This is a genomic window from Streptomyces sp. NPDC001515 (genome assembly GCF_053597115.1).
The window spans coordinates 39,657-63,963 of sequence record NZ_JBSFHN010000030.1 but is presented as its reverse complement, the minus strand read 5'-3'; the positions used below and the strand labels follow the sequence as shown (position 1 = coordinate 63,963).

General features: G+C 74.1%; 23 protein-coding genes. 16 read left to right on the top strand and 7 right to left on the bottom strand.

The annotated features are described in order from the left end of the window. The first annotated feature begins 102 nt into the window (after positions 1–102). The 6 genes from ACWCXC_RS27860 to ACWCXC_RS27835 all read left to right on the top strand — a co-directional run bounded on the left by ACWCXC_RS27860 (position 103) and on the right by ACWCXC_RS27835 (position 6,606). Positions 103–1,104, top strand: a complete 1,002-nt coding sequence (locus ACWCXC_RS27860) for a TIGR03842 family LLM class F420-dependent oxidoreductase (RefSeq protein WP_450684327.1) — start codon at positions 103–105, stop codon at positions 1,102–1,104. A gap of 107 nt (positions 1,105–1,211) precedes the next feature. Next, a complete protein-coding gene (locus ACWCXC_RS27855; protein ID WP_450684328.1) occupies positions 1,212–2,501 on the top strand; it encodes a sensor histidine kinase in 1,290 nt (429 codons plus the stop codon). Continuing rightward, the gene (locus ACWCXC_RS27850; protein ID WP_450684329.1) at positions 2,498–3,196 is read left to right on the top strand and encodes a response regulator; all 699 of its coding nucleotides are present in this window, start codon (positions 2,498–2,500) and stop codon (positions 3,194–3,196) included. The genes ACWCXC_RS27855 and ACWCXC_RS27850 overlap by 4 nt, the downstream gene beginning before the upstream one ends. 121 nt (positions 3,197–3,317) lie before the next feature. Next, complete coding sequence (locus ACWCXC_RS27845) at positions 3,318–4,259, top strand: ATP-binding cassette domain-containing protein (protein ID WP_450684330.1); 942 nt, start codon at positions 3,318–3,320, stop codon at positions 4,257–4,259. Between the two features lie 8 nt (positions 4,260–4,267). Next, on the top strand, positions 4,268–5,815 hold the full coding sequence (locus ACWCXC_RS27840) for an ABC transporter permease subunit (protein ID WP_450890871.1): 1,548 nt from the start codon (positions 4,268–4,270) through the stop codon (positions 5,813–5,815). Next, a complete protein-coding gene (locus tag ACWCXC_RS27835) occupies positions 5,812–6,606 on the top strand; it encodes an ABC transporter permease (protein WP_450890870.1) in 795 nt (264 codons plus the stop codon). Before ACWCXC_RS27840 ends, ACWCXC_RS27835 begins: the two co-directional genes overlap by 4 nt. A gap of 27 nt (positions 6,607–6,633) precedes the next feature. Here the strand turns inward: ACWCXC_RS27835 and ACWCXC_RS27830 are convergent, their stop codons facing one another. Continuing rightward, positions 6,634–7,407, bottom strand: coding sequence for a hypothetical protein (locus tag ACWCXC_RS27830; RefSeq protein WP_450890869.1), 774 nt, complete (start codon positions 7,405–7,407; stop codon positions 6,634–6,636). A gap of 317 nt (positions 7,408–7,724) precedes the next feature. On the opposite strand from ACWCXC_RS27830, the gene ACWCXC_RS27825 reads away from it, so the two are divergent. Continuing rightward, the gene (locus ACWCXC_RS27825) at positions 7,725–9,170 is read left to right on the top strand and encodes an amidase (RefSeq protein ID WP_450890868.1); all 1,446 of its coding nucleotides are present in this window, start codon (positions 7,725–7,727) and stop codon (positions 9,168–9,170) included. A 68-nt stretch (positions 9,171–9,238) separates the two neighbouring features. On the opposite strand, the gene ACWCXC_RS27820 is transcribed toward ACWCXC_RS27825, so the two are convergent. Then, positions 9,239–10,222: a carboxymuconolactone decarboxylase family protein gene (locus ACWCXC_RS27820; RefSeq protein WP_450890867.1), complete on the bottom strand. Its 984-nt coding sequence runs from the start codon at positions 10,220–10,222 to the stop codon at positions 9,239–9,241. A 169-nt stretch (positions 10,223–10,391) separates the two neighbouring features. Here ACWCXC_RS27820 and ACWCXC_RS27815 point away from each other — a divergent pair, with 169 nt between their 5' ends. Beyond that, positions 10,392–11,585, top strand: a complete 1,194-nt coding sequence (locus ACWCXC_RS27815) for a sensor histidine kinase (protein ID WP_450890866.1) — start codon at positions 10,392–10,394, stop codon at positions 11,583–11,585. Then, on the top strand, positions 11,582–12,262 hold the full coding sequence (locus ACWCXC_RS27810; RefSeq protein WP_450890865.1) for a response regulator: 681 nt from the start codon (positions 11,582–11,584) through the stop codon (positions 12,260–12,262). Before ACWCXC_RS27815 ends, ACWCXC_RS27810 begins: the two co-directional genes overlap by 4 nt. A gap of 10 nt (positions 12,263–12,272) precedes the next feature. Here ACWCXC_RS27810 and ACWCXC_RS27805 read toward each other — a convergent pair whose 3' ends face one another. Next, the gene (locus ACWCXC_RS27805; RefSeq protein WP_450684366.1) at positions 12,273–13,337 is read right to left on the bottom strand and encodes a lipoate--protein ligase family protein; all 1,065 of its coding nucleotides are present in this window, start codon (positions 13,335–13,337) and stop codon (positions 12,273–12,275) included. A gap of 264 nt (positions 13,338–13,601) precedes the next feature. Between ACWCXC_RS27805 and ACWCXC_RS27800 the strand changes: the two genes are divergently transcribed. Both ACWCXC_RS27800 and ACWCXC_RS27795 read left to right on the top strand, forming a co-directional pair. Further along, positions 13,602–14,876: an RICIN domain-containing protein gene (locus ACWCXC_RS27800; protein ID WP_450890864.1), complete on the top strand. Its 1,275-nt coding sequence runs from the start codon at positions 13,602–13,604 to the stop codon at positions 14,874–14,876. Between the two features lie 124 nt (positions 14,877–15,000). Then, a complete protein-coding gene (locus tag ACWCXC_RS27795; protein WP_450684339.1) occupies positions 15,001–15,828 on the top strand; it encodes an inositol monophosphatase family protein in 828 nt (275 codons plus the stop codon). A 113-nt stretch (positions 15,829–15,941) separates the two neighbouring features. On the opposite strand, the gene ACWCXC_RS27790 is transcribed toward ACWCXC_RS27795, so the two are convergent. Next, entirely contained in the window at positions 15,942–16,724 is a 783-nt protein-coding gene (locus tag ACWCXC_RS27790; protein ID WP_450684367.1) for a nucleotidyltransferase domain-containing protein, read from the bottom strand. A 185-nt stretch (positions 16,725–16,909) separates the two neighbouring features. On the opposite strand from ACWCXC_RS27790, the gene ACWCXC_RS27785 reads away from it, so the two are divergent. Both ACWCXC_RS27785 and ACWCXC_RS27780 read left to right on the top strand, forming a co-directional pair. After that, positions 16,910–18,343, top strand: a complete 1,434-nt coding sequence (locus ACWCXC_RS27785) for a phytoene desaturase family protein (protein WP_450890863.1) — start codon at positions 16,910–16,912, stop codon at positions 18,341–18,343. 63 nt (positions 18,344–18,406) lie between these two features. Beyond that, positions 18,407–18,943 carry an O-acetyl-ADP-ribose deacetylase gene (locus tag ACWCXC_RS27780; protein ID WP_450684341.1) on the top strand — a complete coding sequence of 179 codons (537 nt, stop codon included), beginning with the start codon at positions 18,407–18,409 and terminating at the stop codon, positions 18,941–18,943. A 46-nt stretch (positions 18,944–18,989) separates the two neighbouring features. Here ACWCXC_RS27780 and ACWCXC_RS27775 read toward each other — a convergent pair whose 3' ends face one another. Continuing rightward, positions 18,990–19,298, bottom strand: coding sequence for a UBP-type zinc finger domain-containing protein (locus ACWCXC_RS27775; RefSeq protein WP_450684342.1), 309 nt, complete (start codon positions 19,296–19,298; stop codon positions 18,990–18,992). Between the two features lie 333 nt (positions 19,299–19,631). Here ACWCXC_RS27775 and ACWCXC_RS27770 point away from each other — a divergent pair, with 333 nt between their 5' ends. Both ACWCXC_RS27770 and ACWCXC_RS27765 read left to right on the top strand, forming a co-directional pair. Continuing rightward, positions 19,632–21,143 carry an AlkA N-terminal domain-containing protein gene (locus ACWCXC_RS27770; RefSeq protein WP_450890862.1) on the top strand — a complete coding sequence of 504 codons (1,512 nt, stop codon included), beginning with the start codon at positions 19,632–19,634 and terminating at the stop codon, positions 21,141–21,143. Next, a complete protein-coding gene (locus ACWCXC_RS27765; protein WP_450684344.1) occupies positions 21,140–21,685 on the top strand; it encodes a methylated-DNA--[protein]-cysteine S-methyltransferase in 546 nt (181 codons plus the stop codon). Before ACWCXC_RS27770 ends, ACWCXC_RS27765 begins: the two co-directional genes overlap by 4 nt. 157 nt (positions 21,686–21,842) lie before the next feature. Here ACWCXC_RS27765 and ACWCXC_RS27760 read toward each other — a convergent pair whose 3' ends face one another. After that, a complete protein-coding gene (locus tag ACWCXC_RS27760) occupies positions 21,843–22,424 on the bottom strand; it encodes a TMEM165/GDT1 family protein (RefSeq protein ID WP_383638964.1) in 582 nt (193 codons plus the stop codon). Positions 22,425–22,655: 231 nt separating this feature from the next. Continuing rightward, positions 22,656–23,576: an alpha/beta fold hydrolase gene (locus tag ACWCXC_RS27755; protein WP_450684345.1), complete on the bottom strand. Its 921-nt coding sequence runs from the start codon at positions 23,574–23,576 to the stop codon at positions 22,656–22,658. 86 nt (positions 23,577–23,662) lie between these two features. Between ACWCXC_RS27755 and ACWCXC_RS27750 the strand changes: the two genes are divergently transcribed. Further along, complete coding sequence (locus tag ACWCXC_RS27750) at positions 23,663–24,256, top strand: CGNR zinc finger domain-containing protein (RefSeq protein ID WP_450890861.1); 594 nt, start codon at positions 23,663–23,665, stop codon at positions 24,254–24,256. Positions 24,257–24,307: the final 51 nt, after the last annotated feature.

The following is a 24,307-nucleotide window of genomic DNA, read 5'->3' as shown; positions in this document are numbered from 1 at the left end:
TCCGCACGTCCCCCTCTCGCCCCGGCGCCCTCCCCGCCCCCGGCCCCACCCCGCCTCGGACCGTCCCCGCCCTTTCCCGGACACCGGACAGGAGCACCCGGCATGGACTTCGGACTCGTACTCCAGACGGACCCGCCCGCCTCGGCCGTGGTCGGCCTGATGCGCCGCGCCGAACGCAACGGCTTCCGCTACGGCTGGACCTTCGACTCGACGGTGCTCTGGCAGGAGCCCTTCGTCATCCACAGCCGCATCCTCGACCACACCGACCGGCTCGTCGTCGGGCCGATGGTGACCAACCCCGGCACCCGCACCTGGGAGGTGACCGCCTCCACCTTCGCGACGCTCAACGAGATGTACGGCAACCGCACGGTCTGCGGCATCGGCCGGGGCGACTCCGCGATGCGCGTCGCCGGGCGCCCCCCGAACACCCTCGCCCGGCTCGGCGAGGCCATCGACGTCATCCGCGACCTCGCGGAGGGCCGCGAGGCGGTGGTCGACGGGCAGCCGATCCGCATCCCCTGGATCAAGGACGGGAAGCTGCCCGTCTGGATGGGCGCGTACGGCCCCAAGGCCCTCGCCCTGGCCGGGCGGAAGGCCGACGGCTTCATCCTCCAGCTCGCCGACCCCTTCCTCACCGAATGGATGATCAAGGCCGTCCGCGACGCCGCCGCCGAAGCGGGCCGGGACCCCGACGCCGTCACCATCTGCGTCGCCGCCCCCGCGTACGTCGGGGACGACCTCGCCCACGCCCGTGAGCAGTGCCGCTGGTTCGGCGGCATGGTCGGCAACCACGTCGCGGACCTGGTGTCGCGCTACGGCGAGCACTCCGGCCTGGTCCCCGAGGCCCTGACCGCGTACATCGCCGGCCGCGCCGGCTACGACTACAGCCACCACGGCCGCGCCGGGAACCCCGACACGGCCTTCGTGCCCGACGAGATCGTCGACCGCTTCTGCCTGCTGGGCCCCCCGGAGGCGCACATCGATAAGCTGCGCGTCCTGCGCGGCCTGGGCGTGGACCAGTTCGCCGTCTACGCCATGCACGACGCCCGCGAGGCGGTCATCGACGCGTACGGAGCCGAGATCATCCCGGCGCTGACGGACTGAGGGCGGCTTCCTCCGTACGAGTGAGGGTCGTTCCCTCCCGAGAGGGAGCGGCCGCTCCCCGCTCCGGGGGAAGCCTGCGCGAGGGGCCTGCTGCCATACTGAGCGATGTGATCCGTGCGGCCGCCTGGCGTGACAGCCGGACCGCGGTGTCGCGGCGGGCCGGGGCGCCGCGGCGCGGGGGCGTGCTCCTCATGGCGCTGTGCCTGCTCGCGTTCGCCGAGGCGTTCGCCGAATCCGTGGCCGTCCACGACCCGGTGGCCCGGCTGTTCGCCCACGGCGCGGGACATACGGACCCGCGTGCGGACGCGGCGGGACTCCAACTCGCCGCCCTCGTAGCCCTGCTGTGCCTGTGCACCGCGCTGTCTCCGGCCCTTCTGCCGCCCCTCCCCGCCGGGGCCGTCGTGACCCTGGTGAGCCTCGGTTCGCTCGCCCTGCTCCACACGCTCACCGCGGCAGGTGTCGCCGCCCAGCTCCTCGTCACCTACCGGCTCGCCCGGCACGGACATACCGCGGCGGCCGCGCTCTGCGTCCCGTTCCTTCTCGCCCCGGCCCTCGCCTCCGCGATCGGTGTCCAGGACGGCACCGGCTACCGGGTCCGCACCTTGCTCCTCGCCTCCCTCGTCCCCGTGGCCGCCTTCGCCGGTCTCGTCCGGCGCGCCGCCGAACACGACCGTGAACACCGCGCCGTGCGCGCGGTGCTGGCCGACAGCCGGGGGGTGAACGCGGCCCGCGAGGAGCGGGCCCGGATCGTCCGCGAACTCCACGACGTGGTCGGCCACCATGTCTCCATGATCGCCGTGCAGGCCGAGACGGCCCGGGTGGCCACCCCTGGTATGCCAGCAGCCGGAAGGGAGCGGCTGCTCGGCATCGGTGACACCGCCCGCGCCACCCTCACCGAGATGCGCCGCCTCCTCGGTGTCCTCCGCGACGACGACACCGTCCCCGCAGGGGTCAGGACTCCCCAGCCGGACCTCGGGCGCCTCGACGCCCTGCTCGACGAGGCGCGCGGAGCCTCCACCGCCACGATCCGACTCGTCCTCAGCGGAACCCCGCGACGCATGGATCCCGGCACGGAACTGGCGGCCTACCGCGTCGTCCAGGAATCGCTCACCAACGCCCGCAAGCACGCCGCCGGCGCCCCCGTCGACATACGCCTGCACTACGCCCCCGGCACCCTGCGCCTCAGCATCCGTGACCACGGCCCCGCCGCCCCCTCCGTGCCGCCCGACTGCGGCCACGGCCTGCTGGGCATGCGCGAACGCGTCGCCTCGGTCGGCGGGCTGATCACCGCTGGACCGGCGGACTCCGGGGGATTCGCCGTCGAAGCCGTCTTTCCGGCCGAACCGGAACGCGCCCCACGGCCCCACCGCCCCGCCGAACCGGAACGGACTCCATGACCTCACCGCCCCGCCCGATCCGCGTCGTGATCGCCGACGACCACCTGGTCGTCCGCACCGGGTTCGCCGCGCTTCTCGACTCGCAGCCGGAGTTCTCCGTCGTGGCCACCGCCACCACCGGCGAGGAGGCGGTGCGGATGTGCCGGGAGAGCACCCCGGACGTCGTTCTGATGGACATCCGTATGCCCGGCACCGACGGAATCGAGGCGACCCGGCAACTCCTGGGTGGTGCCGCGGAGTCGCCCGCACCGCCGCGCGTGCTCATGCTGACCACCTTCGACCTGGACGAGTACGTGTACGACGCGCTGCGCTCCGGGGCCAGCGGCTTCCTCCTCAAGGACGCCACGGCGGAGCGGCTCTTCGACGCCGTCCGCGTCGTCGCCGGTGACGCGCTGCTCGACCCCGGGATCACCCGCCGGCTGATCGGCGAGTTCGCCCAACGGCCCGTCGGCATACGGCCCGGGGCCGGGGACCCGCTCGCCACGCTCACCGCGCGAGAGACCGAGGTGCTGCTCCTGGTCGCCGACGGCCTTTCCAACGGGGAGGTCGCCGACCGCCTCACCGTCACCGAGGAGACCGTGAAGTCGCACGTCAGTCGCACCCTGGCCAAGCTGGGCCTGCGGGACCGTACCCAGGCGGTCATCGCGGCGTACGAGTCGGGGCTCGTCGTGCCCGGGGTCCGCCGGACCGGCTGATCCCGCGCGCCTCACTCCCAGGAGGGAGGGGACACCCCGCTCCCTCCCTCCCAGGAGCCCGCCGGAATCTCGCTCCCGGCCGTGACGCCGCGGACCGCTGCCCGTCCCTAGCCTTTCGGGCATGGAGAAGACCACCGAGGGATCAGAGGCCGTGATCGAGATCAGGGACGTGCACAAACGCTTCGGCGGCACCCGCGCCCTGGACGGCATGACGTTCGACGTGCGGCCGGGCCGGATCACAGGATTCGTCGGTCCGAACGGAGCCGGAAAGTCCACCACCATGCGCGTCGTCCTCGGCCTCGACGCACCGGACCGGGGCACCGCCCTGATCGGCGGACGTCCGTACCGCAGCCTGCGCACACCGCTCACCCGGATCGGTGCTCTGCTCGACGCGGCAGCCGTGCAGCCCGGCCGGACCGCCCGTCACCACCTGCTCTGGCTGGCGCATTCGCAGGGCCTCGGCACCGCCGCCGTGGACGCCGCGATACGCCGCGTCGGCCTCACCGAAGCGGCGGGGCGGAGAGCGGGCGGCTTCTCCCTCGGCATGCGACAGCGGCTGGGCATCGCCGCGGCGCTGCTCGGCGACCCTCCCGTCCTCATGCTCGATGAACCCTTCAACGGCCTCGACCCCGAGGGCTTCCGGTGGATGCGGAGCTTCCTCGCCGGATTCGCCGGGCAGGGCGGGGCGGTCCTCGTCTCCAGCCATCTGATGAGCGAACTCCAGGACACCGCCCACCATGTGGTCGTCGTCGGGCGGGGTCGGGTGATCGCGGACACCGGGGTGCGCGAACTGCTCGACTCGGTCGCCTCCGGACGCGTCACCCTGCGCACCACCGACCGGTCCGGTGCCATGACGGCGCTCGCGCGGGCCGGCGCGACGGTGAGCTCCACGGGCGGGGACACGGTGACCGTCGCCGGTCTCGCCGCGGAGGACATCGTCGCGGCACTCGCCGTGGACTCCGTGCCGTTCTCCGAAGTCGCGGCGCACCGGGCCACGCTGGAGGAGGCGTACATGGAACTCACCTCCGCAGCGGCGCAGTTCCGGGCGGGCGGCGCCGAATGAGCCGGACGATGAGCACCACCCTCGCGGCGCCGGCTGACGACGAATCGCGTCGGCACCGCTTCGGGCGTGTGCTGCGCGCCGAATGGACCAAGTTCCGGACAGTACGGGGGTGGGTGCTCGGCCTGGCCGGAGCGCTGGTGTCCGTCGTGCTCGTCGGCCTGCTCGGTACGGCCGGGGGCGCCCGCTCCGGCGGTAACGCACCGGTGCTGCCCGTCGGCCCCTCCGGGGAAGCCGTCAACGACTCCTTCTCTTTCCTGCACCGGCCGTTGCGCGGCGACGGCTCCCTCACCGTGGAGGTCGCCTCGCTGACCGGCCGGATCGCCGCATCACCCACCCGTGACCGGCCCGGCCTCGCACCGTGGGCGAAGGCGGGGATCATCGTCAAGGACTCCCTGCGGCCCGGTTCCTCGTACGCGGCGCTGATGGTCACCGGCGACCACGGTGTACGGATGCAGCACGACTACACCCACGACACGGCGGGGGGGCGAGGCGGAGCGACCGGCACAGCGCCGCAGCTGCTGCGGCTGGTGCGCTCCGGTGACACCGTGACCGGATACCGGTCCGCCGACGGCTCCGCCTGGGAGCTGGTGGGCTCGGCCCGGCTGCCGGGGCTCTCCGCCACGGTCCGGGCCGGACTGTTCGTCACCTCTCCGTCGGCCACCGAGGACACCGGTACGGGCACGGGGTTCGCCCCCGCCGTCGCCACCGGTACCTTCGGCACCCCCGTCCTGTCCGGCGGCCGGCCCGGTGACGCCTGGAGGTACACACGGGTCGGCCGCGACGCCGGGACGAGCGGCAGCTACACCGCCACGGCGAAGGGCGCGGCGACGGCCACCGCCACGGGCTACCGCATCACCGGCGCCGGTGACATCGCCCCCGTCGTCGGCGGACCGAGCGCCGCGGGGGTGCGGACCGTCACGGACTTCCTGGTCGGGGGCTTCGCCGGACTGATCGTGATCGTCGTTGTGGCGGCGGGATACATGACGTCCGAGTACCGCCGGGGCCTGACCGACGTCACCTTCGCCGCCACACCGAGCCGGGGCCGGGTCCTGGCCGCCAAGGCGCTCGTGGTGGGCGGTGCCGCCTTCGTCGTGGGGACGGCCGCGGCCGCCGCCGTCGTCCCGCTGGGCGCGGTGCTCTCCCGCGCGGGCGGTTTTCCCGTGCTGACGGTGACTCCGGCCACGGAGGCACGCGCCGTCCTCGGCACCGGACTGCTGCTCGCCGCCGCCGCCACACTCGCCCTGGCGGCCGGGGCCGTCCTGCGGCGCGGCGCCGCGGCCGTCACCGCGGTGGTGGCCGGCACGGTACTGCCGTACCTGCTGTCCACCGCCTCGCTGCTGCCGTCCTCGGCCGCCGACTGGCTGCTGAGGGCCACCCCGGCGGCCGGGTTCGCTGTCCAGCAGACCGTCGCACGGTACGACCAGGTCGTCACCGTTCGGTCCCCGGCGAACGGCTACTTTCCCCTCTTGCCCTGGGCGGGCTTCGCCGTCCTGTGCGCGTACGTCGCGACGGCTTTCGTCGCCGCGCTGTTCCTGGTCCGCCGGAGGGACGCATGAGAACCACGGGGGGGACACTCCGCGCGGGACACGCGGAGTGGACGAAGCTGTGGACCGAACGTGTTCATGTCCTGCTGCTGCTCGGGGCCGTGGCCGTCGTTCCGGCGCTGGGCGCCGCCGTGGCGGCGACCGCCCGCTGCGACGTGCGGGGGTGCGGGGAGGACGCCGTCCGGCTCTGTCTCACCGGGGTGACGGCGGCTCAGGTCCTGGTCGCCGTCGTCGCGGTGCTGACGGCGGGAGACGAGTACGGCACCGGAATGATCCGGACGACGCTCACCGCCGTACCGGCGAGACCGGCCGTGCTCCTGTCGAAGGCGGCGGTCCTGGGGGCGGCGGTGCTGGTGGCCGGGGCCATCGGTGTTCTCCTGGCGCTGCTGGCGGGCGGAGCCCTGCTGCCCGGCCGGGGCTTCACCGAGTCACACGGCTACGCGCCGATGTGGCCGCTCGACGCCACGGCGCTGCGCGCGGCGGGCGGATCCGTCCTGTGTCTCGCCCTGACCGCGCTCCTCGGCCTCGGCGCGGTCCTCCTGGTCCGCAACTCCGCGGCGGCCATCGGGATCGTGCTGAGCGTGCTGTTCGTCCTGCCGGTCGTCGCCCGGGTGGTTCCGGACCCGGACTGGCAGCGCCACCTCCAGCAGTTCGCGCCGCTGACCGCGGGCATGTCCGTGCGGGCGTCGACCGGCCTCGACCGGCTGCCGATCGGCCCGCGGGCGGGACTGGGCGTGGTGGCCCTGTGGAGCCTTGCCGCGCTCGGCGCCGGCGCCGCGCGGCTGTGCGCGCGCGACGCCTGAACCACCGGCCCCCGGACACGCCCCGCCTCACACCGGATTGTTCGTGCGCCCCAGCAACGCGCTGACGTCGAACGTCTCGCTCGGCGGCGGCGTGTTCCTGGGCACCGGCTCGCCGAAGTCGGAGAGGTTCACGACCGCGTCGGCGCCGTTGCCCCGCACGGCGAGGCGCAGGGGGTACGGCTTTCCGGTGGCCGCGACGTCCACGGTGAGGGTGGTGCCGTCGCGCATGCGGGTCAGCGGGATCACGGAGGAGCCGTCGACGGTGGTCTTCTCGCCCTTGTTGAGGGTGCCCGTGTCGTCGTTGGCGTTGTCGCTGACCAGCTTCTGGAAGGTGTTGAGATCACAGGTCTTCGTCACGGCCCGGAGCCGGGGGTCGTCGGCATGGCCCTTGACGTAGCGGTCGCCGACGATCGCGGCGAACGTCGTCCCGCCGTTGGGGACCTGGTTCTTCCAGAAGTCCGCGTCGGGTTTGATCCAGATGTCGTCGCCGCGCTTCACGACGAGCGCGGAGCCCTGGTCGCTCCCGAGATCGACCGAGCCGTTGCAGTTGCCGTCCCGGTCCAGGGTCAGCTCCAGCGACATGGACGTGCCGCCCTCGGAGAGCTTCCCCTCGGAACTCAGGTGCAGGGATTCCACGCCGAGCAGCGCGTCGCGGGAGCGGTCGGCGATCTGCTGGGCGGAGAGCGTGTCGATGTCCTCCGCGTGGGCCGCGCCCCCGCCGATGACGCCGCCAGCGGTGACGCCGAGCACCAGCGCGGCCGTCCAGGCCGCCGGGCGGGTGCCGAGGTGTGAACCGGTCACGTTCGCCTCCTCGAAAGGTCGTGGCGGGGGTGTGCGGTCTGCCTTCGGTCATTCGAGCGTACGTCGGCCACGAGCCGCCCGCCCGCGCGGACGCGACGTCGTCGCCCGTACACACCACGTGATGCCTTCGGACCGTCTCGTCGGCCGGGGGCGGCACGGCCCCTCGCCGCACGGAACGCGGTCCGGGAACGGGACGCACCCTTGAGCCCCCGCCCCCGGCTCGTTACTCTCCGGTAAGTCCGTACGGGCGTTGGCCGCGGGCATCCGTACGGGCGGTCGGACGCCCCACCGACGCGGTACGAGGGAGGCCGGAGCCGATGTCCTCAGAGCGGTCCACCGGGGTCGAGGCCGGGCTGGCCGGCAGTGTGCGGGCGCTCGCGGCGGGGGAGACCTCGTCGGCGCGGCTGGTGGCGGCGGCACTGGAGCGCATCGCGGAGAGCCAGGGGCGGATCAACGCCTTCCGGCATCTGCGGGACGAGGCGGCACGGGCCGAGGCCGAGGAGGCGGACCGGCGGCTCGCGGCGGGGGAGCGCCTGCCGTTGCTGGGGGTCCCCGTCGCGGTGAAGGACGACACCGACGTGGCGGGGCTGCCCACACACTTCGGGTGCGCGGGGGACCGGCCGCCCGCGACCGCCGACAGCGAGGCGGTGCGCAGGCTGCGCGCGGCGGGGGCGGTCGTCGTCGGCAAGACCCACTCCTGCGAGCTGGGGCAGTGGCCGTTCACCGAGGGGCCCGCGTTCGGAGCCACCCGCAATCCGTGGAACACCGCGCACACCCCGGGCGGTTCCTCGGGCGGCTCGGCGGCGGCCGTGGCCGCGGGGCTCGTGCCCGCCGCGCTCGGCTCGGACGGCGCCGGGTCCGTCCGCATCCCCGCCGCCTGGACCCACCTCGTCGGCATCAAACCGCAGCGCGGCCGGATCTCCGTCCACCCGCACAGCGACGCCTTCCAGGGGCTCACCGTCAACGGCCCGCTGGCCCGCACCGTCGAGGACGCCGCCCTGCTGCTGGACGCCGTCGCCGGACCCCACCCCGACGACCCGCACCGCCCGCCGCCCGTCCGGGCCGTCGAGGCCGCCCGCCGCGACCCCGGCCGGCTGCGCATCGCACTGGCCTGGCGGCCCCCGCTCACCCTCACCCGGGCCGCGCCGCACCCCGACGTCCGGCGCGCCGTCACCGCGCTCGCCGAGGCCCTGGCCCGGCTCGGACACCACGTCGAGGAGGCGCGCCCCCGCTACGGGCTGATCGGCCTCGGCTTCGTGCCCCGCGCCACCGCCGGCATCGCCGAACTCGCCGCCCTGCACCCCGAACCGGCGCTGCTGGACCCCCGTACCCGCAGCGCCCTGCGCACCGGCACCCGTCTCGGCGGCCGGATCGTGAGGGCGGCCCGCGCCCGGGAGGTGCGCCAGCACCGCAGGATCGGGGCGCTGTTCCACCCGCCCCGGGGACGCTCCGGGGCGGGCTTCGACGTGCTGCTCACCCCGACGACCGCGCTGCCGCCGCCCCCGGTCGGGCGGTTCGACGGGCTGAGCGCCTGGCGCACCGACGTGGCGATCGCCGAGGCCTGCCCGTACGCCTGGCCGTGGAACGTCCTGGGATGGCCCGGCATCAACGTCCCCGCCGGGTTCACCCCGGGCGGCCTCCCCGTCGGCGCCCAGCTCCTCGGCCCCTCACGGAGCGAGGAGACCCTGATCTCGCTGGCCGCCCAACTGGAGGCGGACCTCCGCTGGGCCGACCACCGGCCGCCGGGCTTCGCGGGGACCTAGGAAAGACGGACGGACCCGGGAAAGCCCTGGCACCGGTGCGCCGTCGCCCGCGCCGGGCTCCGCGAGCGTCACGCGGGGTCCCTCGCATCCGTGGTGAGCGTGGCCTCCACGCGTTCGACGGCGAGGATCGCGCCGAAGGCGACGAGGTGGACGAGGCAGTGGTCGGTGAACGGGGGTGCCATCCAGGCGGCCACGTCCTCGTCCGTGATCCGGTACGGCGCCCGCGCCGCGAGCACCGCCAGCCGGGCGCCCGGCCGCCGGGTCCGGTCCGGCAGGTCCGCGCCGTGCGGCGGCAGCGGGGTGACGCCGTCCCAGGAGGCCACCGATGCCCGGACGAGCGCCGCGTCCTCGTCGCTCAGCAGGCCCGCGCCCGTCCCGGCCGCCGTGCGCAGCGCGCCGAACGCGGTCCCGGCCGGGGTGCCGGCCGCCCAGGCGGGCGCCTCCCCCTCGGTCTCCAGCAGGGGCAGGCTCAGACCCGGCACCGGACTGCGCCGCACCGTCCGGGACAGCGTGCGGCCCGCCAGGCTCCGCACACAGCGGATCCGCTGGAGCCTCATCGGGAGCATGCTCTCGGTCAGCAGCGCGGAGACGATCCGGTTGATGAAGTGGAACGCGAGCGCGGTGCCGATCAGTTCGGGCGCGTCGCGCCGGGCGAACGGCGGCGGGGTGCTCATGTCCTTGCCCCAGGCCAGCAGCGCCCGGTGGCCGGGATCGTCCGGCAGCCCGTCCCGCGCGACGGTCTCGGCCAGCCGGTGGTCGCCCGTGGCGTGCAGCAGGACCGTGTGCGCGTCCACGCAGAACGGACAGCGGTTGGCGAGCGACACCCCGGCCGCCACCACCTCCTTGTCCGTACGGGACACGTGCCCGGCCAGCAGCGTCTCGCGCAGCAGCGCCCAGGTGGAGGTGAGCAGCGGAGGGGAGGCCGAGAGGACGACGAAGGTCGCCGCGCGGTCGATCCCGAAGTCGGCGGACATCTGGGCGTAGACATCGGCGACCACGCCGGTCGCCGCCTTGGGAGGTTCGGGTGAGGTGTAGCGGAAGGGTCCGGTCATGGCGACGATGCTCGCCCCCGCACCGGCCCCCCGTCGTCGTACCGCCGAAGGCATCGCCGGCTGCTGCCCCGCGACCCCCGACGGGCCGGAACTACTCCCCGGGGAGTAGCGCCGGGCCCGTCCCCCGGGGCGATGCCCCGCCCGCCGTACGGGAGTTAAGGTGCCGCACATGACGGGGGAGAGGGGCAGCACCACGACGACGGGCCGCAGCGCCGCACCGCCCGGCGCCGGCCGGGCCCGCCTGCGCGCCCGGTTGCTGGACGCGGGGCTCGCGGTCGCGATCGGCGCGGCGGTCGTCGCGGCGGCCCTGGCGGCTTCCGACCCCGGCGCCCCGGACCTCGTCCTGATCGTGGCCGGATCGCTGGCCCTGGCCGGGCACCGGGGCTTTCCGCGCGCCGTGCTGACGGTCACCACGCTCGCCCTGTTCGGCTACGTGCTCCACGACCGCCCCGGCAGCTGGGCGGCCTTCCCCGTCCTGGCCGCCGTCCACGCCGCCGCCCGCAGCGGGCACCGGGGCTGGGGGATCGCGGCCGGTGCCCTGTTCCTCGGCGGCTACGTCACCGTGCTGCTCACGGCGGAACCGGCTGCCGAGGGTGTCGTGGAGCGGACCCTGCTGCTCCTGGGCTGGTTCCTGTGCGCCGGGGTCACCGGACTCATCGACAAGAACTGGCAGGCGTACCTGCGCCAGACCGAACAGCGCGCGCTGGACGCCGAACGCGGCCGGGAGGAGGCCGCGTTGCGCCGGGCCGGTGAGGAACGGCTGCGGATCGCCCGTGAGTTGCACGACTCCCTCACCCACTCGATCTCCATCGTCAAGCTCCAGGCCGGTGTCGCCGTGCACCTGGCCCGCAAACGCGGCACCGAGGTGGAACCCGCGCTCCTGGCCATCGAGGAGGCCAGCGGCGAGGCGATGCGCGAACTGCGCGCCACCCTGGAGGTGCTGCGCACCGATGTCTCCGGACCGGGCAGCGGCCTCGGCCGCATCGGTGAACTCGCGGACCGCGCCCGGGGCGCCGGCATCGCCCTCGCCGTCACCGTCACCGGCCGGGAGCGCCCGCTCCCCGCCGCCGTGGACCGCACCGCGTACCGGATCGTTCAGGAGGCCCTGACCAACGTCGCCCGCCATGCCGACCGGGCCCCGACCGCGGTCGCCCTCGTCTACGGGCCCACCGCGCTGACCGTGTCCGTCGAGGACCGGGGCCCCTGCGGACCCGGCGACGCGATCACCGCGGGGACCGGCCTCACCGGCATGCGCGAGCGGGTCACCGCCCTCGGCGGCACCCTGACCGCCGCCCCCCGCCGCACCGGAGGCTTCGCCGTACGCGCCGAACTCCCGCTCGGCGCCACCGGATCCGCCGGATGAGCGGCGGCGACGCCCCGCTCCGGGTGCTCATCGTGGACGACCAGGCCCTCATGCGGGCCGGATTCCGGGCGCTGCTCGACGCGGAGGACGGCATCGAGGTCGTCGGTGAGGCGGAGAACGGGCGCGCCGGGGTGGAACTGGCCCGGCTGCACAGGCCCGACGTGGCCCTGGTCGACGTCCAGATGCCTGTGATGACGGGCATCGAGGCCACCCGGGAGATCGCCGCCGACCCCCGGCTCGGCGGTGTCCACGTGGTCATCCTCACCAACTACGGCCTGGACGAGTACGTGTTCGACGCGCTGCGGGCGGGGGCCGCGGGCTTTCTGCTCAAGGACACCGAGCCGGCCGAACTGCTCCGGGCCGTCCGGGTGGCGGCGCGCGGCGACGCGCTGCTCTCGCCCGCGATCACCCGCCGGCTGATCGGTGAGTTCGTGGCCCGGCCCCCCGACCGGGCGAGCGCCCCCGGCTTCGAGGCCCTGACCCGTCGCGAACGGGAGGTCAGCGCGCTGGCGGCGCGCGGTCTGACCAACGAGGAGATCGCCGCGCACATGGTGATCAGCCCGTTCACCGCCAAGACCCACATCAGCCGCGCCATGACCAAGCTCGGCGCCCGCGACCGGGCCCAACTCGTCGTCTTCGTCTACGAGTCGGGCCTCGTGGAGCCGCGCGGTCGCTGAGCGGGGCCGGTCACGGCACCCGGGCGGTCCACTCCGGCGTCGCGAACTTGGTGCGGACGAGCTCCTCGGCGCGGGCCAGCTCGCCCGGTGTCACCGCTCCCCGGGTGAGACCGTGCCGCCGGCGGAAGGACTCGATCATGCGCTCGATGACGGTGTGCCGGGGGAGCCCGGTCTGCCGGCGCAGCGGGTCGACGCGCTTCTTGGCGCTCTTCGTGCCCTTGTCGGACATCTTCTCCCGGCCGATGCGGAGCACGTCGAGCATCTTGTCGGCGTCGATGTCGTACGACATGGTCACATGGTGCAGCACCGCGCCGGGCCCGCCGTCGGGTCCCACCACGCGCTTCTGGGCCGCGCCCGCGATCTTGCCGACCTCGGTCGCGATGTCGTTGAGCGGCTGGTACCACGCCTTGATGCCCATGTCGCCGAGGGCTTCGAGGACCCAGTCGTCCAGATACGCGTAACTGTCGGCGAAGGAGAGCCCGGAGACCAGGGACTGGGGGACGGCCAGGGAGTACGTGATGGTGCTCGCCGGTTCCGCGAACATCGCGCCGCCGCCGGAGACGCGGCGGACGACGGTGACCCCGTGGCGTTCGACGCCCTCCGGATCGACCTCGTTGCGCAGCGACTGGAAGCTGCCGATGATCACGGCGGGGGAGTCCCACTCCCACACCCGGAGCGTCGGCGGGCGGTTGCCCGCGGCGACCTCGGCCGTGATGACCTCGTCCAGCGCCATGTGGAGCGCGGGGGACTGCGGCGCGTCGTGGATGAGCTGCCAGTCGTAGTCGCTCCACTCGGTGGCGTGGGCCAGCGCCCGGCGTACGGCGACGGCGACGCCCTCGGAGGTGAGGCCGAGCATCACCGTGGACTCGGGGAGCGCCGCGTCGATCCGGGCGGCCAGTCCGGCGGTGTCGGTGGTGGCCGGGGCGCCCTCCAGCGCGGCGTCGATGGCGAGGATCGCCTCGTCCGGCTCCAGGAAGAAGTCACCCGCCACCCGTACGTCGCGCAGGGCCCCGCCCCGTACGTCCAGATCCACCACGACGAGCTTGCCGCCGGGCACCTTGTACTCACCGTGCACAGCCATGCCTCCAGTTTCCGTCCGGGACCCAAGCCTACGAACCGGTCCGAACGGGCATAACGTCGACGCCTCGGGGTTTACTCCGACCGGCCGCGTATCCACCGGTCCGGCCCGTGGTCCGGACCAGACTCTTGACACCCGCTTCCTTCACTTCTTCAATCATCTAGTGAACTAAGTGCGCGCTCCGCTTCCGTCAGGTGAACAAATGACATGCGCATGACGGAATCCCCTTCCCTCCCCACACCCCCACCGGAAGGGAGAGTCATGGACTCCCCACGCCGTACCCGACGGCTGCTCCACGCCGTGCTCCCGGTTCTCACCCTCGCCCTGGTCACCACGGCCCTGGCCGGCGGCGGCCCCTCCGCCGCGGCGGCAGCCCCGGCCCCCCGCGCGCAGGCCGCCGCCGTCACCACCTTCGCCGACGAGTTCGACGGCCCCGCCGGATCCGCGGTGGACGGCGGCAAGTGGCTCATCGAGACCGGCGACAACGTCAACAACCACGAGCGGCAGTACTACACCTCGGGCAACAAGAACGCCGCCCTCGACGGCCAGGGCCATCTGGTCATCACCGCCCGCAAGGAGAACCCCTCCAACTACCAGTGCTGGTACGGCACCTGTCAGTACACCTCCGCCCGGCTCAACACCTCCGGCCGGTTCACCCAGGCGTACGGCCACGTCGAGGCGCGCATGAAGATCCCGCGCGGCCAGGGCATGTGGCCCGCGTTCTGGATGCTCGGCGACGACATCGGACAGGTCGGCTGGCCCAACTCGGGCGAGATCGACATCATGGAGAACGTCGGCTTCGAACCGTCCACCGTGCACGGCACGCTCCACGGCCCCGGCTACTCCGGCTCCGGCGGGATCGGCGCCGGCTACACCCTGCCGAACGGCCAGGCATTCGCCGACGCCTTCCACACCTTCGCCATCGACTGGGCCCCCGACTCCATTTCCTGGTCCGTGGACGGCACCGTCTACCAGCGCCGCACCCCCGCCGACACGGCCGGCCGGACCTGGGTCTTCAACAAGCCCTTCTTCCTCATCCTGAACCTCGCCGTCGGCGGCTACTGGCCCGGCGACCCGGACGGCGGCACCACCTTCCCGCAGCAACTCGTCGTCGATCACGTACGGGTCACCACCGGTGACAGCCAGCCGCAGACCGGCTCCACCATCACCGGCCCGGCCGGCAAGTGCGTGGACGTGGCCGGGGCGTCGACCGCCAACGGCACCGCCGTCCAGCTCTACGACTGCAACGGCACCAACGCCCAGAAATGGAGCGTGAACGCCGACGGCACCATCCGCGCCCTCGGCAAGTGCCTCGACGTGGCCTCCGGCGGGACGGCCGACGGGACCGTGGTCCAGCTCTGGGACTGCAACGGTTCGGCGGCCCAGAAGTGGACGGTCACGGGGGCCAGGGACATCGTCAACCCGCAGGCCGGCAAGTGTCTGGACGCCACGGGCAACAGCTCCGCCAACGGCACCCGGCTCCAGATCTGGACGTGCGCCGGCACCGCCAACCAGAAGTGGACGGTGAACCCGTAGACGTCACGGAACCTCCGGCGAAGGCTCGGCGGCGGGGGCACCCTTCGCGCCCCGCCGTCCCGCGGCCACCTCCCGGCCATGACCGGGTCGTCGGCGCCCCGGAGCCCCGTGCTTAGCTGGGGGCATGATCGATGACTTTCTCGCCGGGGACCTGTCCGAGGTCGAGGCGGCGGTCCGCGCAGCGGCCGCCGCCGAGATCATGCCGCGCCATCGGCGGCTCACCGAGGAGGAGATCGTCGAGAAGAACGGACCGCACGATCTGGTCACCGCCGCCGACCGGCTGGCCGAGCGGCACCTCACCGCCTCCCTGAGCCGGATCCTGCCCGGTTCCGTGGTCGTCGGAGAGGAGGCCGTGCACGCCGACCCGGCGGTGTACGAGGAGCTGAGCGGCGAGGCCCCGGTCTGGATCGTCGACCCGGTGGACGGCACCCGCCAGTTCGTCCGGGGCGAGACCGGATTCTGCACCCTGGTCGCCCTCGCCCACCGGGGCGAGCTGCTGGCCTCCTGGACGTACGCCGCCGCGCTCGACTCGATGGCCGTCGCCGTGCGCGGCGGCGGGGCCGTGCTCGACGGCACCCCCATACGCTCCGGCTCGCCCGCCCCCGACGCCGCGCTCCGGGTCGCCACATCGCACCCCGACTACACGACGGACGCGCAGAAGCGGGCCCTGCTGGGCCTGAACACCGAGGGCATCGAGCCCCGCCCCTGCGGTTCGGCCGGTCTCGAATACCTCGCCGTCGCCCGTGGCGAGATCGAGGCCGTCGCCTTCAACTGGGAGTACGCGTGGGACCACGCGGCGGGCCTGCTCCTGGTCGCCGAGGCGGGCGGCCACCAGGCCACGCTGTCCGGCGAGCCCTTCCGCATCACCGGCGGCAACGCGCTGCCCTTCACCGCCGCCCGCGACCGCGCGACCGCCGACCGTGTGCTGACCGCGCTGCGCACCGGGGCCTGACCGGGCGGCACGGCGCGGCCCCCAGGGCGGGCGCCGGGGCCCGACCGGGGCAGGTGCCGCCCCGCAGGGCGCCGGCGGCCCGCGGCCACGCGCGGCGAGCCGGGCGCCGGTGCTCAGGACGCGGCCGACAGCACCGCCCGTACCTCCCGGACGAGCGCTCCCGCCGACTCCACCGCACCCGCGTCCAGCGCGCGCAGCGCCTCCCCGGCCCGTTCCGCGAAGCCGGAAGGGGTGTCCGGGAGGGCGTCGGCGGCGGCGAGGGCGCCCTTCTCGTTGAGGCACCAGGTGCGGTGGTGGGCGTGCAGGGCCTGGGCCAGGATGCCGAAGGCCCTGGAGAGGCAGAGCGCCACATGGAGCCGGTCGTCCGCACCGGCCGACTTGGCGGCGGCGGCGACCGAGAAGTCCGCCTCCCAGGCCGCATCGCCCAGCGCCCGGCGCAGCGGTTCCGGATACCGGGCCGTCTCCTCCCGCAGCCGCGTCAACTCGCCGTGCGGATCGGACAGTACGCGCGCGAGCGCGACCTCGCCCGGATACGCGGGGGACCAGAAGCCGAGCGGATGGCCGGGCTGGATCCCCACCTCGAAGCGGCCCTCGCGGCAGTCGGCCCAGACCGATGCCACGCGGTCCAGATCGCGCAGGATCCAGTCCACCTGGACGCCGTCCACCCGGAGCCAGGCTCCGCCGTCGACCCAGGGGCCCCAGCCGCCCGGACCGGCGACCTCGACGGGCGAACCCTGGAACCCCGAGGCCAGTGCGGTCAGCGCGGCGAGGTCCGGCGCGCCCCGGTAGTACAGCCCGAGGTCCCAGTCGGAGTCCGGGCGGTGCGTGCCCCGGGCCCGGCTGCCGCCGAGCGCGACCGCCCGGATCCCCGGGACGGCGGTCAACTGCCCGGCCATGGCGGCGATCCGGGGCGGCAGGGAGACATCGGCGCGGGCGGCGGGCGTGGCGTCGGGGGCGGGCCGGCGTCGTGGCGCGGAATGCGGAGTGGTGGTCATCGGCCGTGACCCTACCCGCGCCCCCGCTGTCGGTGCCGGGGAATATCCTGGGTGACCAGACCGTCGGCTGACAAAGGAGTCCGAAGGTGCCGTCGATGCTCGATGCAGTCGTCGTGGGGGCGGGCCCCAATGGACTGACCGCCGCGGTCGAACTGGCCCGCAGGGGCTATGCCGTGGAGGTCTTCGAGGCCGGAGCGACCGTCGGCGGCGGTGCCCGCACGGAGGAGCTGACGCTGCCGGGCTTCCGGCACGACACCTGCTCGGCCGTCCACCCGCTGGGCATCGGCTCGCCCGCCTTCGACACGATGCCGCTCACCCGCCACGGCCTGGAATGGCTCCAGCCCGAGCTGGCCCTGGCCCACCCCTTCCCGGACGGCACGGCGGCCGTGCTGGCGGCCTCGGTGGGGGAGACCGCCATGGCGCTCGGCCCGCAGGACGCGGGCGCGTACCGGCGCCTGGTCGAACCCTACGTCGGCCACTGGGACACCCTCGCGCAGGACTTCCTGCGCACCCCGTGGGACGGGCTGCCCCGCGACCCCTACCGCTGGATCCGCTTCGGGCTCGACGCGCTCCAGCCCGCCACCCTGCTCTCCCGCCGCTTCCGGGGCGAGAAGGCCCGGGGCCTGATCGCCGGACTCGCCGCCCACGCCATCGCGCCCACGAGCGGCCTCGCGACCGGCGGCATCGCCCTGCTCTTCGCGCTCGCCGCCCACGAGCGCGGCTGGCCGGTGCCGCGCGGCGGCTCCCAGGCCATCTCCGACGCGCTCGCCGGGTACCTCCGCGAGCAGGGCGGCGTCATCCGCACCGGCACCGAGGTCAAGCGGCTGGACGAACTGCCGCCTGCCCGCGCTTACATCTTCGACACCTCACCGACCGCGCTCGCCAGGATCGCCGGACTCGGCCGCGCCTACCGGGGATACCGCTACGGCGCCTCCTGCTTCAAGATCGACTACGCGCTCTCGGGCCCCGTCCCCTGGACCGCCGAAGAGGCCCGCCGCGCCGGCACGGTCCACATCGGCCCCACGGCCGGCGAGATCGACCGTGCGCTCCGCGCCGCCGTCACCGGGCGCGACCCGAGCGTGCCCTTCCTCATCACCGCCCAGCCCAGCCTCTTCGACCCGTCCCGCGCCCCGGAGGGCAAGCACGTCTTCTGGGCGTACGGACACGTCCCGGCGGGCTGGGAGGGCGACGCCACCGAGGTCGTCGAACGCCAACTGGAGCGCTTCGCCCCGGGCTTCCGCGATCTGGTGCTCGCCCGCGCGGTCGCCGGTCCGCCGCAGCTGGCCGCCCGCAACGCCAACTACGTGGACGGAGACGTCGCCTGCGGGGCCTTCGCCGGACTCCAGACCGTGATCCGCCCCCGGCTCGCCCGCATCCCGTACGCGACCCCGCACCCGTCGGTCTACATCTGCTCCTCGGCGACTCCGCCCGGCCCCGGGGTGCACGGCATGTCCGGACACCACGCGGCGAAGGCCGTCTGGCGGCGGCTGCGGGAGACGGGGCCGGCCGTCCGCCGCTGACGGGCGGAGGCCCGGGAGCCCCACCGGCCCCCACAGCCCGTCCGGCAACGGCAGAATGGCCACATGCGCACACCTTCCACCGTCGCCGTCACCCTCGTCCGGGGCGACATCACCCAGCAGTCGGTCGATGTCGTCGTCAACGCCGCGAACTCCTCGCTGCTCGGCGGCGGCGGGGTCGACGGCGCGATCCACCGCAGGGGCGGCCCGGAGATCCTGGCCGCCTGCCGCGACCTGCGCGCCTCCCGGTACGGCAGGGGGCTGCCCACCGGCCAGGCCGTCGCCACCACCGCCGGACGGCTCGACGCCCGCTGGGTCGTCCACACGGTCGGACCCGTCTACAGCAGCGCCGAGGACCGCTCGGCCCTCCTGGAGTCCTGCTACCGGGAGTCCCTGAAGGTCGCGGCGGAGCTGGGCGCGCGGACGATCGCCTTCCCCGCGGTCTCCACCGGCATCTACGGCTGGCCGATGGACGACGGCGCGCGCATCGCCGTCCGCACCGTGCTGGCCGAGGCCGCGCCGCCCGTCGAGGAGGTGCGCTTCGTGCTCTTCGACGCGCACGCGTACGTGGAGTTCGAGGAGGCGCTGGCGGCCCAGCGCTGAGGCCGGGGGCGTTCGTCCGCCCCCGGCCCGGGAGCGTGGCGGATGCTCAGGCCTCCCGCGCGGGGCCGACGCCCTCCACGTCGAAGGTGACCTGGTCCTCGTAGCACCACCACCAGGTCTCGCCCGGTTCGTAGGAGCGGACCAGAGGATGGCCCGAGGCCCGGAAATGGGCGGTGGCGTGCTGGTTGCGCGAGGAGTCGCAGCAGCCGACGTGCCCGCAGCTCTGGCACATGCGCAGATGCACCCAGCTGTCACCCTGCGCCACGCACTGGGGGCAGGAGTCGGGGCTGTCCGGCGGGACGCGCCGCACCTGGTCGAGGTGGGAACAGATCGGCGCGGACGAGGCGTCCGTCATGACGGTTCTCCCTTGCGCGTCGGTGCGACGGGATGCGATGCGGTGCGGAGGGGTCCGGAGAGAGGTCCGGAGAGGGGCCCGCCCAGCGCGGGCCCGGCCGGACAACCGGCCCACCGGACACCGGTCCCTGCGGCTCGTACAGCTCCTACGGGCCCTACCGCGGCCCACCGGACCCGGGGCCTCCTCCAGGCTCTCACCGCGCGGGCGTCTGTCAACTCGCCGCCCGCCCTCTCACCCGGGCCCGCATGGGCGGGGCGGCAGGGGGACGGGCGGCGCACGCCCATGTCGGATTTCCGCCAGCCCCGGGCCGGGCCGGTGACTCATGCTGGGACCATGCACACCGACACCGAGCGCTGCGTGCGGGCCGTCCAGTCCAAGGACGCCCGCTTCGACGGCTGGTTCTTCACCGCGGTCCTGACCACCCGCATCTACTGCCGCCCCAGCTGCCCGGTCGTCCCGCCCAAGACCGAGAACATGACGTTCTACCCGAGCGCCGCCGCCTGCCAGCAGGCCGGATTCCGGGCCTGCAAGCGCTGCCGGCCCGACACCAGCCCCGGATCGCCCGAGTGGAACGCCCGCGCCGACTCGGTGGCCCGCGCGATGCGCCTGATCAGGGACGGCGTCGTCGACCGCGAGGGCGTCCCCGGCCTGGCCGCGCGGCTCGGCTACTCGGCCCGCCAGATCGAACGGCAACTGCTCGCCGAGCTGGGTGCCGGACCGCTGGCCCTCGCCCGCGCGCAGCGGGCCCAGACCGCGCGGGTGCTCATCGAGACGACCGGAATGCCCATGGCCGAGGTCGCCTTCGCCGCCGGGTTCTCCTCGATCCGCACCTTCAACGAGACCGTCCGCGAGGTCTTCGCCCTGGCCCCCGGAGAACTGCGCGCCCGCGCCGCCCGCTCGGCCCGCCCCCCGGCCGTACCCGGCGTGATCGCGCTGAGGCTTCCGTACCGCGCCCCGCTCAACCCGAGCAACCTCTTCGGGCACCTGGCCGCGACCGCCGTCCCCGGCGTCGAGGAGTGGCGCGACGGCGCCTACCGCCGCACCCTCGACCTGCCGCACGGCCACGGCATCGTGACCCTCGCCCCCCGTCCCGACCACATCGCCTGCCGGCTCTCCCTCACCGACCCCCGCGACCTCACCCGGGCCATCAGCCGCTGCCGCTGGCTGCTCGACCTGGACGCCGATCCGGTCGCCGTGGACGCCCAGCTGCGCGCCGACGCCCTGCTCGCTCCGCTGGTCGACACCGCCCCCGGCCGCAGGGTTCCGCGCACGGTGGACGGCGCGGAGTTCGCCGTACGGGCCGTCCTCGGGCAGCAGGTCTCCACCGCGGCCGCCCGGACGCACGCGGCCCGGCTGGTCACCGCACACGGCACGCCCGTGGAGGACCCGGAAGGCGGGCTGACCCACCTCTTTCCGGCCCCGGAGGCCCTGGCCGGGCTGGACCCCGAAGGGCTGGCGCTCCCGCGCAGCCGCCGCCGGACGCTCACCACGCTCGTCGGCGCGCTCGCGGACGGCTCGCTGCGGCTGGGCCCGGACAGCGACTGGGAACGCGCCCGCGCCGACCTGGGCGCCCTGCCCGGATTCGGGCCCTGGACCGTCGAGGTCATCGCGATGCGAGCGCTGGGCGACCCGGATGCCTTCCTGCCGACGGACCTGGGCATCCGCCGGGCCGCCCAGCACCTGGGCCTGCCCTCGACCCCCGCCGCACTGACCGCCCGCGCCGCGGACTGGCGGCCCTGGCGCGCGTACGCCGTCCAGTACCTCTGGACCGTCGACGACCACCCGATCAACCATCTCCCCCCAGCCTCAGCCTCAGCCCCAGCGCCAGCCGAAGGTTCCTCGTGAGCACCGCATCCGCATCCGCCGCATCCGCGTCCACCGCCCCTGCCGAGCGCCGGCACACCGTGACCGACAGCCCCTACGGGCCGCTGACCCTCGTCGCCTCCGACGGCGTCCTCTGCGGCCTGTACATGACGGGACAGCGGCACCGGCCGCCCGAGGAGACCTTCGGCGTCCCCGATCCCGCCCCATTCGACGAGGCGGTCGAGCAACTGGACGCCTACTTCGCCGGTGAGCTGCGCGCCTTCGACCTTCCGCTGCGTCTGGAGGGCACCCCGTTCCAGCGCCTCGTCTGGGCGGAGCTGCTGCGCATCCCGTACGGCGAGACCCGGACGTACGGGGAACTGGCCGGGAACCTGGGCAAGCCGGGGGCCTCCCGGGCGGTGGGCCTGGCGAACGGCAAGAACCCGGTGGGGATCATCGTGCCCTGTCACCGGGTGATCGGGGCCTCGGGCGGGCTCACCGGCTACGGCGGCGGCCTGGACCGCAAACAGCGGCTGCTGGCGTTCGAGAACGGCACGGAGGACGCCGTTCCGGCGCTGTTCTAGGGAATCCGGACCCGCGCCGATCGCCGAGGATCGCCGACCGCGGAAAAGGGGGTGGGCCCCGCGCGCATACGCGGGGCCCACCCCCTTCCTCGTCCTGTCCGCCGGACCGGACGAGGACCACGGTCCGACGAAGGCCCGGATCAGACGAAGGCCAGGATCAGACGAAGATCTCGATCACGGTCCAGATCGCCAGACCCAGCATGCACAGTCCGCCGATGCGCTGGACCGTCTTCAGCGGGACGCGCTTGGCGATGAAGCGGCCCGCCAGGAGCGCCAGTGCCGATACGGACATCAGGGCGGCGGCGGAGCCGATGGCGGTGGACCAGGCGCCGTTGCTCGCTGCCAGGTTGGCCGTGGTGATCTGCGTCAGATCGCCCCACTCGCTGATGAACACGGCCATGAACGCGGTCGAGTACACCGGCCAGAAGCCGGTCACCGTCTTCGGGCCGTCCTCGTCCTCGTCGTCGCCCCCGTCGGCCCGCAGCAGCATGAAGGCGCCGAAGGCGAACAGCGCGGCGGAGACGATCTTGACGATCCAGCCGGGCAGCAGCCCCAGCAGGCCGCCCGCCCCGACCGCGATGGCGACATGGACGATGAACGCGGACGAGGTGCCGAACCAGACATAGAGCGGACGCATGCGCGTGCCCATGGCGAGGGACGCGAACATCGTCTTGTCGGGGAGTTCGGCGAGGAAGATCAGCCCGAAAGCGGTGATGATCGCCAGGGGGTCGAGATGCATTCCGGGTGGCTTTCTGTAGGAGCCGGGCTCCGGATCTTCCGCGAAGTGCCGCTCGGGCGTCTCGGAGGACCACTCGGCCCGGCATGACGGCACCGCCCACGGGATGTGGACGTGTCATACCTGACCGAAGGTCTCGCCCGTCCGCACCGGAGCGCGGACCCGGCCACCGGGAACCCGGGGGTTCCAGTGTGTCGACGACCGGTTCGCGGGGCTACTCCCCTTCGCAGCGTCTCATCCTACCGGACGCCCCCCGGAGGCCCCCACACGGTCGAGGAAGGCGGCGATCAGCGGGGCGATCACCGGCAGCCGGTCCTCCAGCGCGAAGTGCCCGGTGTCGAGGAGGTGCAGTTCGGCGTCCGGGAGGTCGCGCAGATAGGCGCGGGCGCCGGGCTCGGGGAAGAACATGTCGTGCGCGCCCCAGACGACGAGCGTCGGCGGGGTGTGCGTCCGCAGCCATTCCTGCCAGCGCGGGTAGAGCGCCAGGTTGGAGTGGTAGTCGAAGGCCAGGTCCAGCTGGGGCGCGGTGCGTCCGGGCAGGTCCAGGAAGTGCTGGTCGAGTGTCCAGCCGTCCGGTGCGACCAGCTCCGGATCGGCGGTGCCGCCCTCGTACTGGCCGCGCGTCGCCGGCAGTGTCAGCAGCGCGCGCACGGTGTCGGCGGCGCCGGGGGTGTCCCGCCGCAGCGCGACGAAGTCGCGGGCCATCGGCGACAGCCCCTCCGCGTACGCGTTGCCGTTCTGCACCACGAGTCCGGCGATCCACTCCGGGTGGCGGGTCGCGAGCCGGAACCCCACGGGGGCGCCGAAGTCGAACACGTACATCACGAAGCGCTCCAGCCCGAGCCGGAGCGCAAAGCCCTCCATGACGTCGGCGAGCCGGTCGAAGGTGTACGCGAAGGAGCCGCCCTCGGACGTGGAGACGGGGGCGTCGCTGTGACCGAACCCCGGGTAGTCGGGCGCGATCAGCCGGTAGCGGGCGCCGAGGGTGTCCATCAGCCGGCGGAACTGGTGCGAGGCCGACGGGAATCCGTGCAGCAGGAGCAGCGCCGGGGCGCCGTCCGCGCCCGGTGACGGGAGCGACTCGCGGAAGAAGACACGGACGCCGTCGACCTCGATGTGCCGGTGGCGGATCTGCGGAACCGTCTGGATCACCATGTTCACATGCCTCCTCAATGGAATGACCCATTAGTTCTATGAGGCCATCGACTAATGTGTCAAGCGGGTGAGTTAGCATTAGTCATATGACTGGCCCCGAGCCCTTGACCGGCGAACCGCTCGCCCTGGACCTGCTCAACACGCTGCCGTACGCAGCCGAGGGCGATCCGCCCGACCATCTCGCCGACGCGGAGGGCCTGCTGCGCTGGCTGGCCCTGGAGGCCGGCCGACTTCCCGGTGCCGCCGGGGCACGCGAGGCGGACGCGGCCGACGCGGCGGCCGTCCGCGCGGTGCGGACCCACGCCGCCCGCGCCCTCACCGCCGCCCGCCGGGGCGAGCGCCCCGACCCCGCCGATCTGCACGCCCTGAACGAGGCGCAACGCGCCGCTCCCGCCGTGCGGTTCGCGGAGTGGAGGGACGGCGCGGTCACGGCGGAGCCCCGCCGCACCGGCCCGCTCGGCGCACGCGTGGCCGCCGCGCTGGCCGAGGAGGTCGTACGACTGCTCGCCGGCCCTGCGCTCGCGAAGGTCCGGGAGTGCGAGGCGGACGACTGCACGATGCTCTTCCTGCCCGCCCACCCCCGCCGCCGCTGGTGCTCGGCCGCCCGCTGCGGCAACCGCGCCCGGGTGGCCCGCTACTACGCCCGCCACAAGGACGAGACCCCGCACCCGGCGGACTGACCCCCTACGCGCCCCTGCGCGCCGGCAGGAACGCCTGAGGCGTCGCCTCCG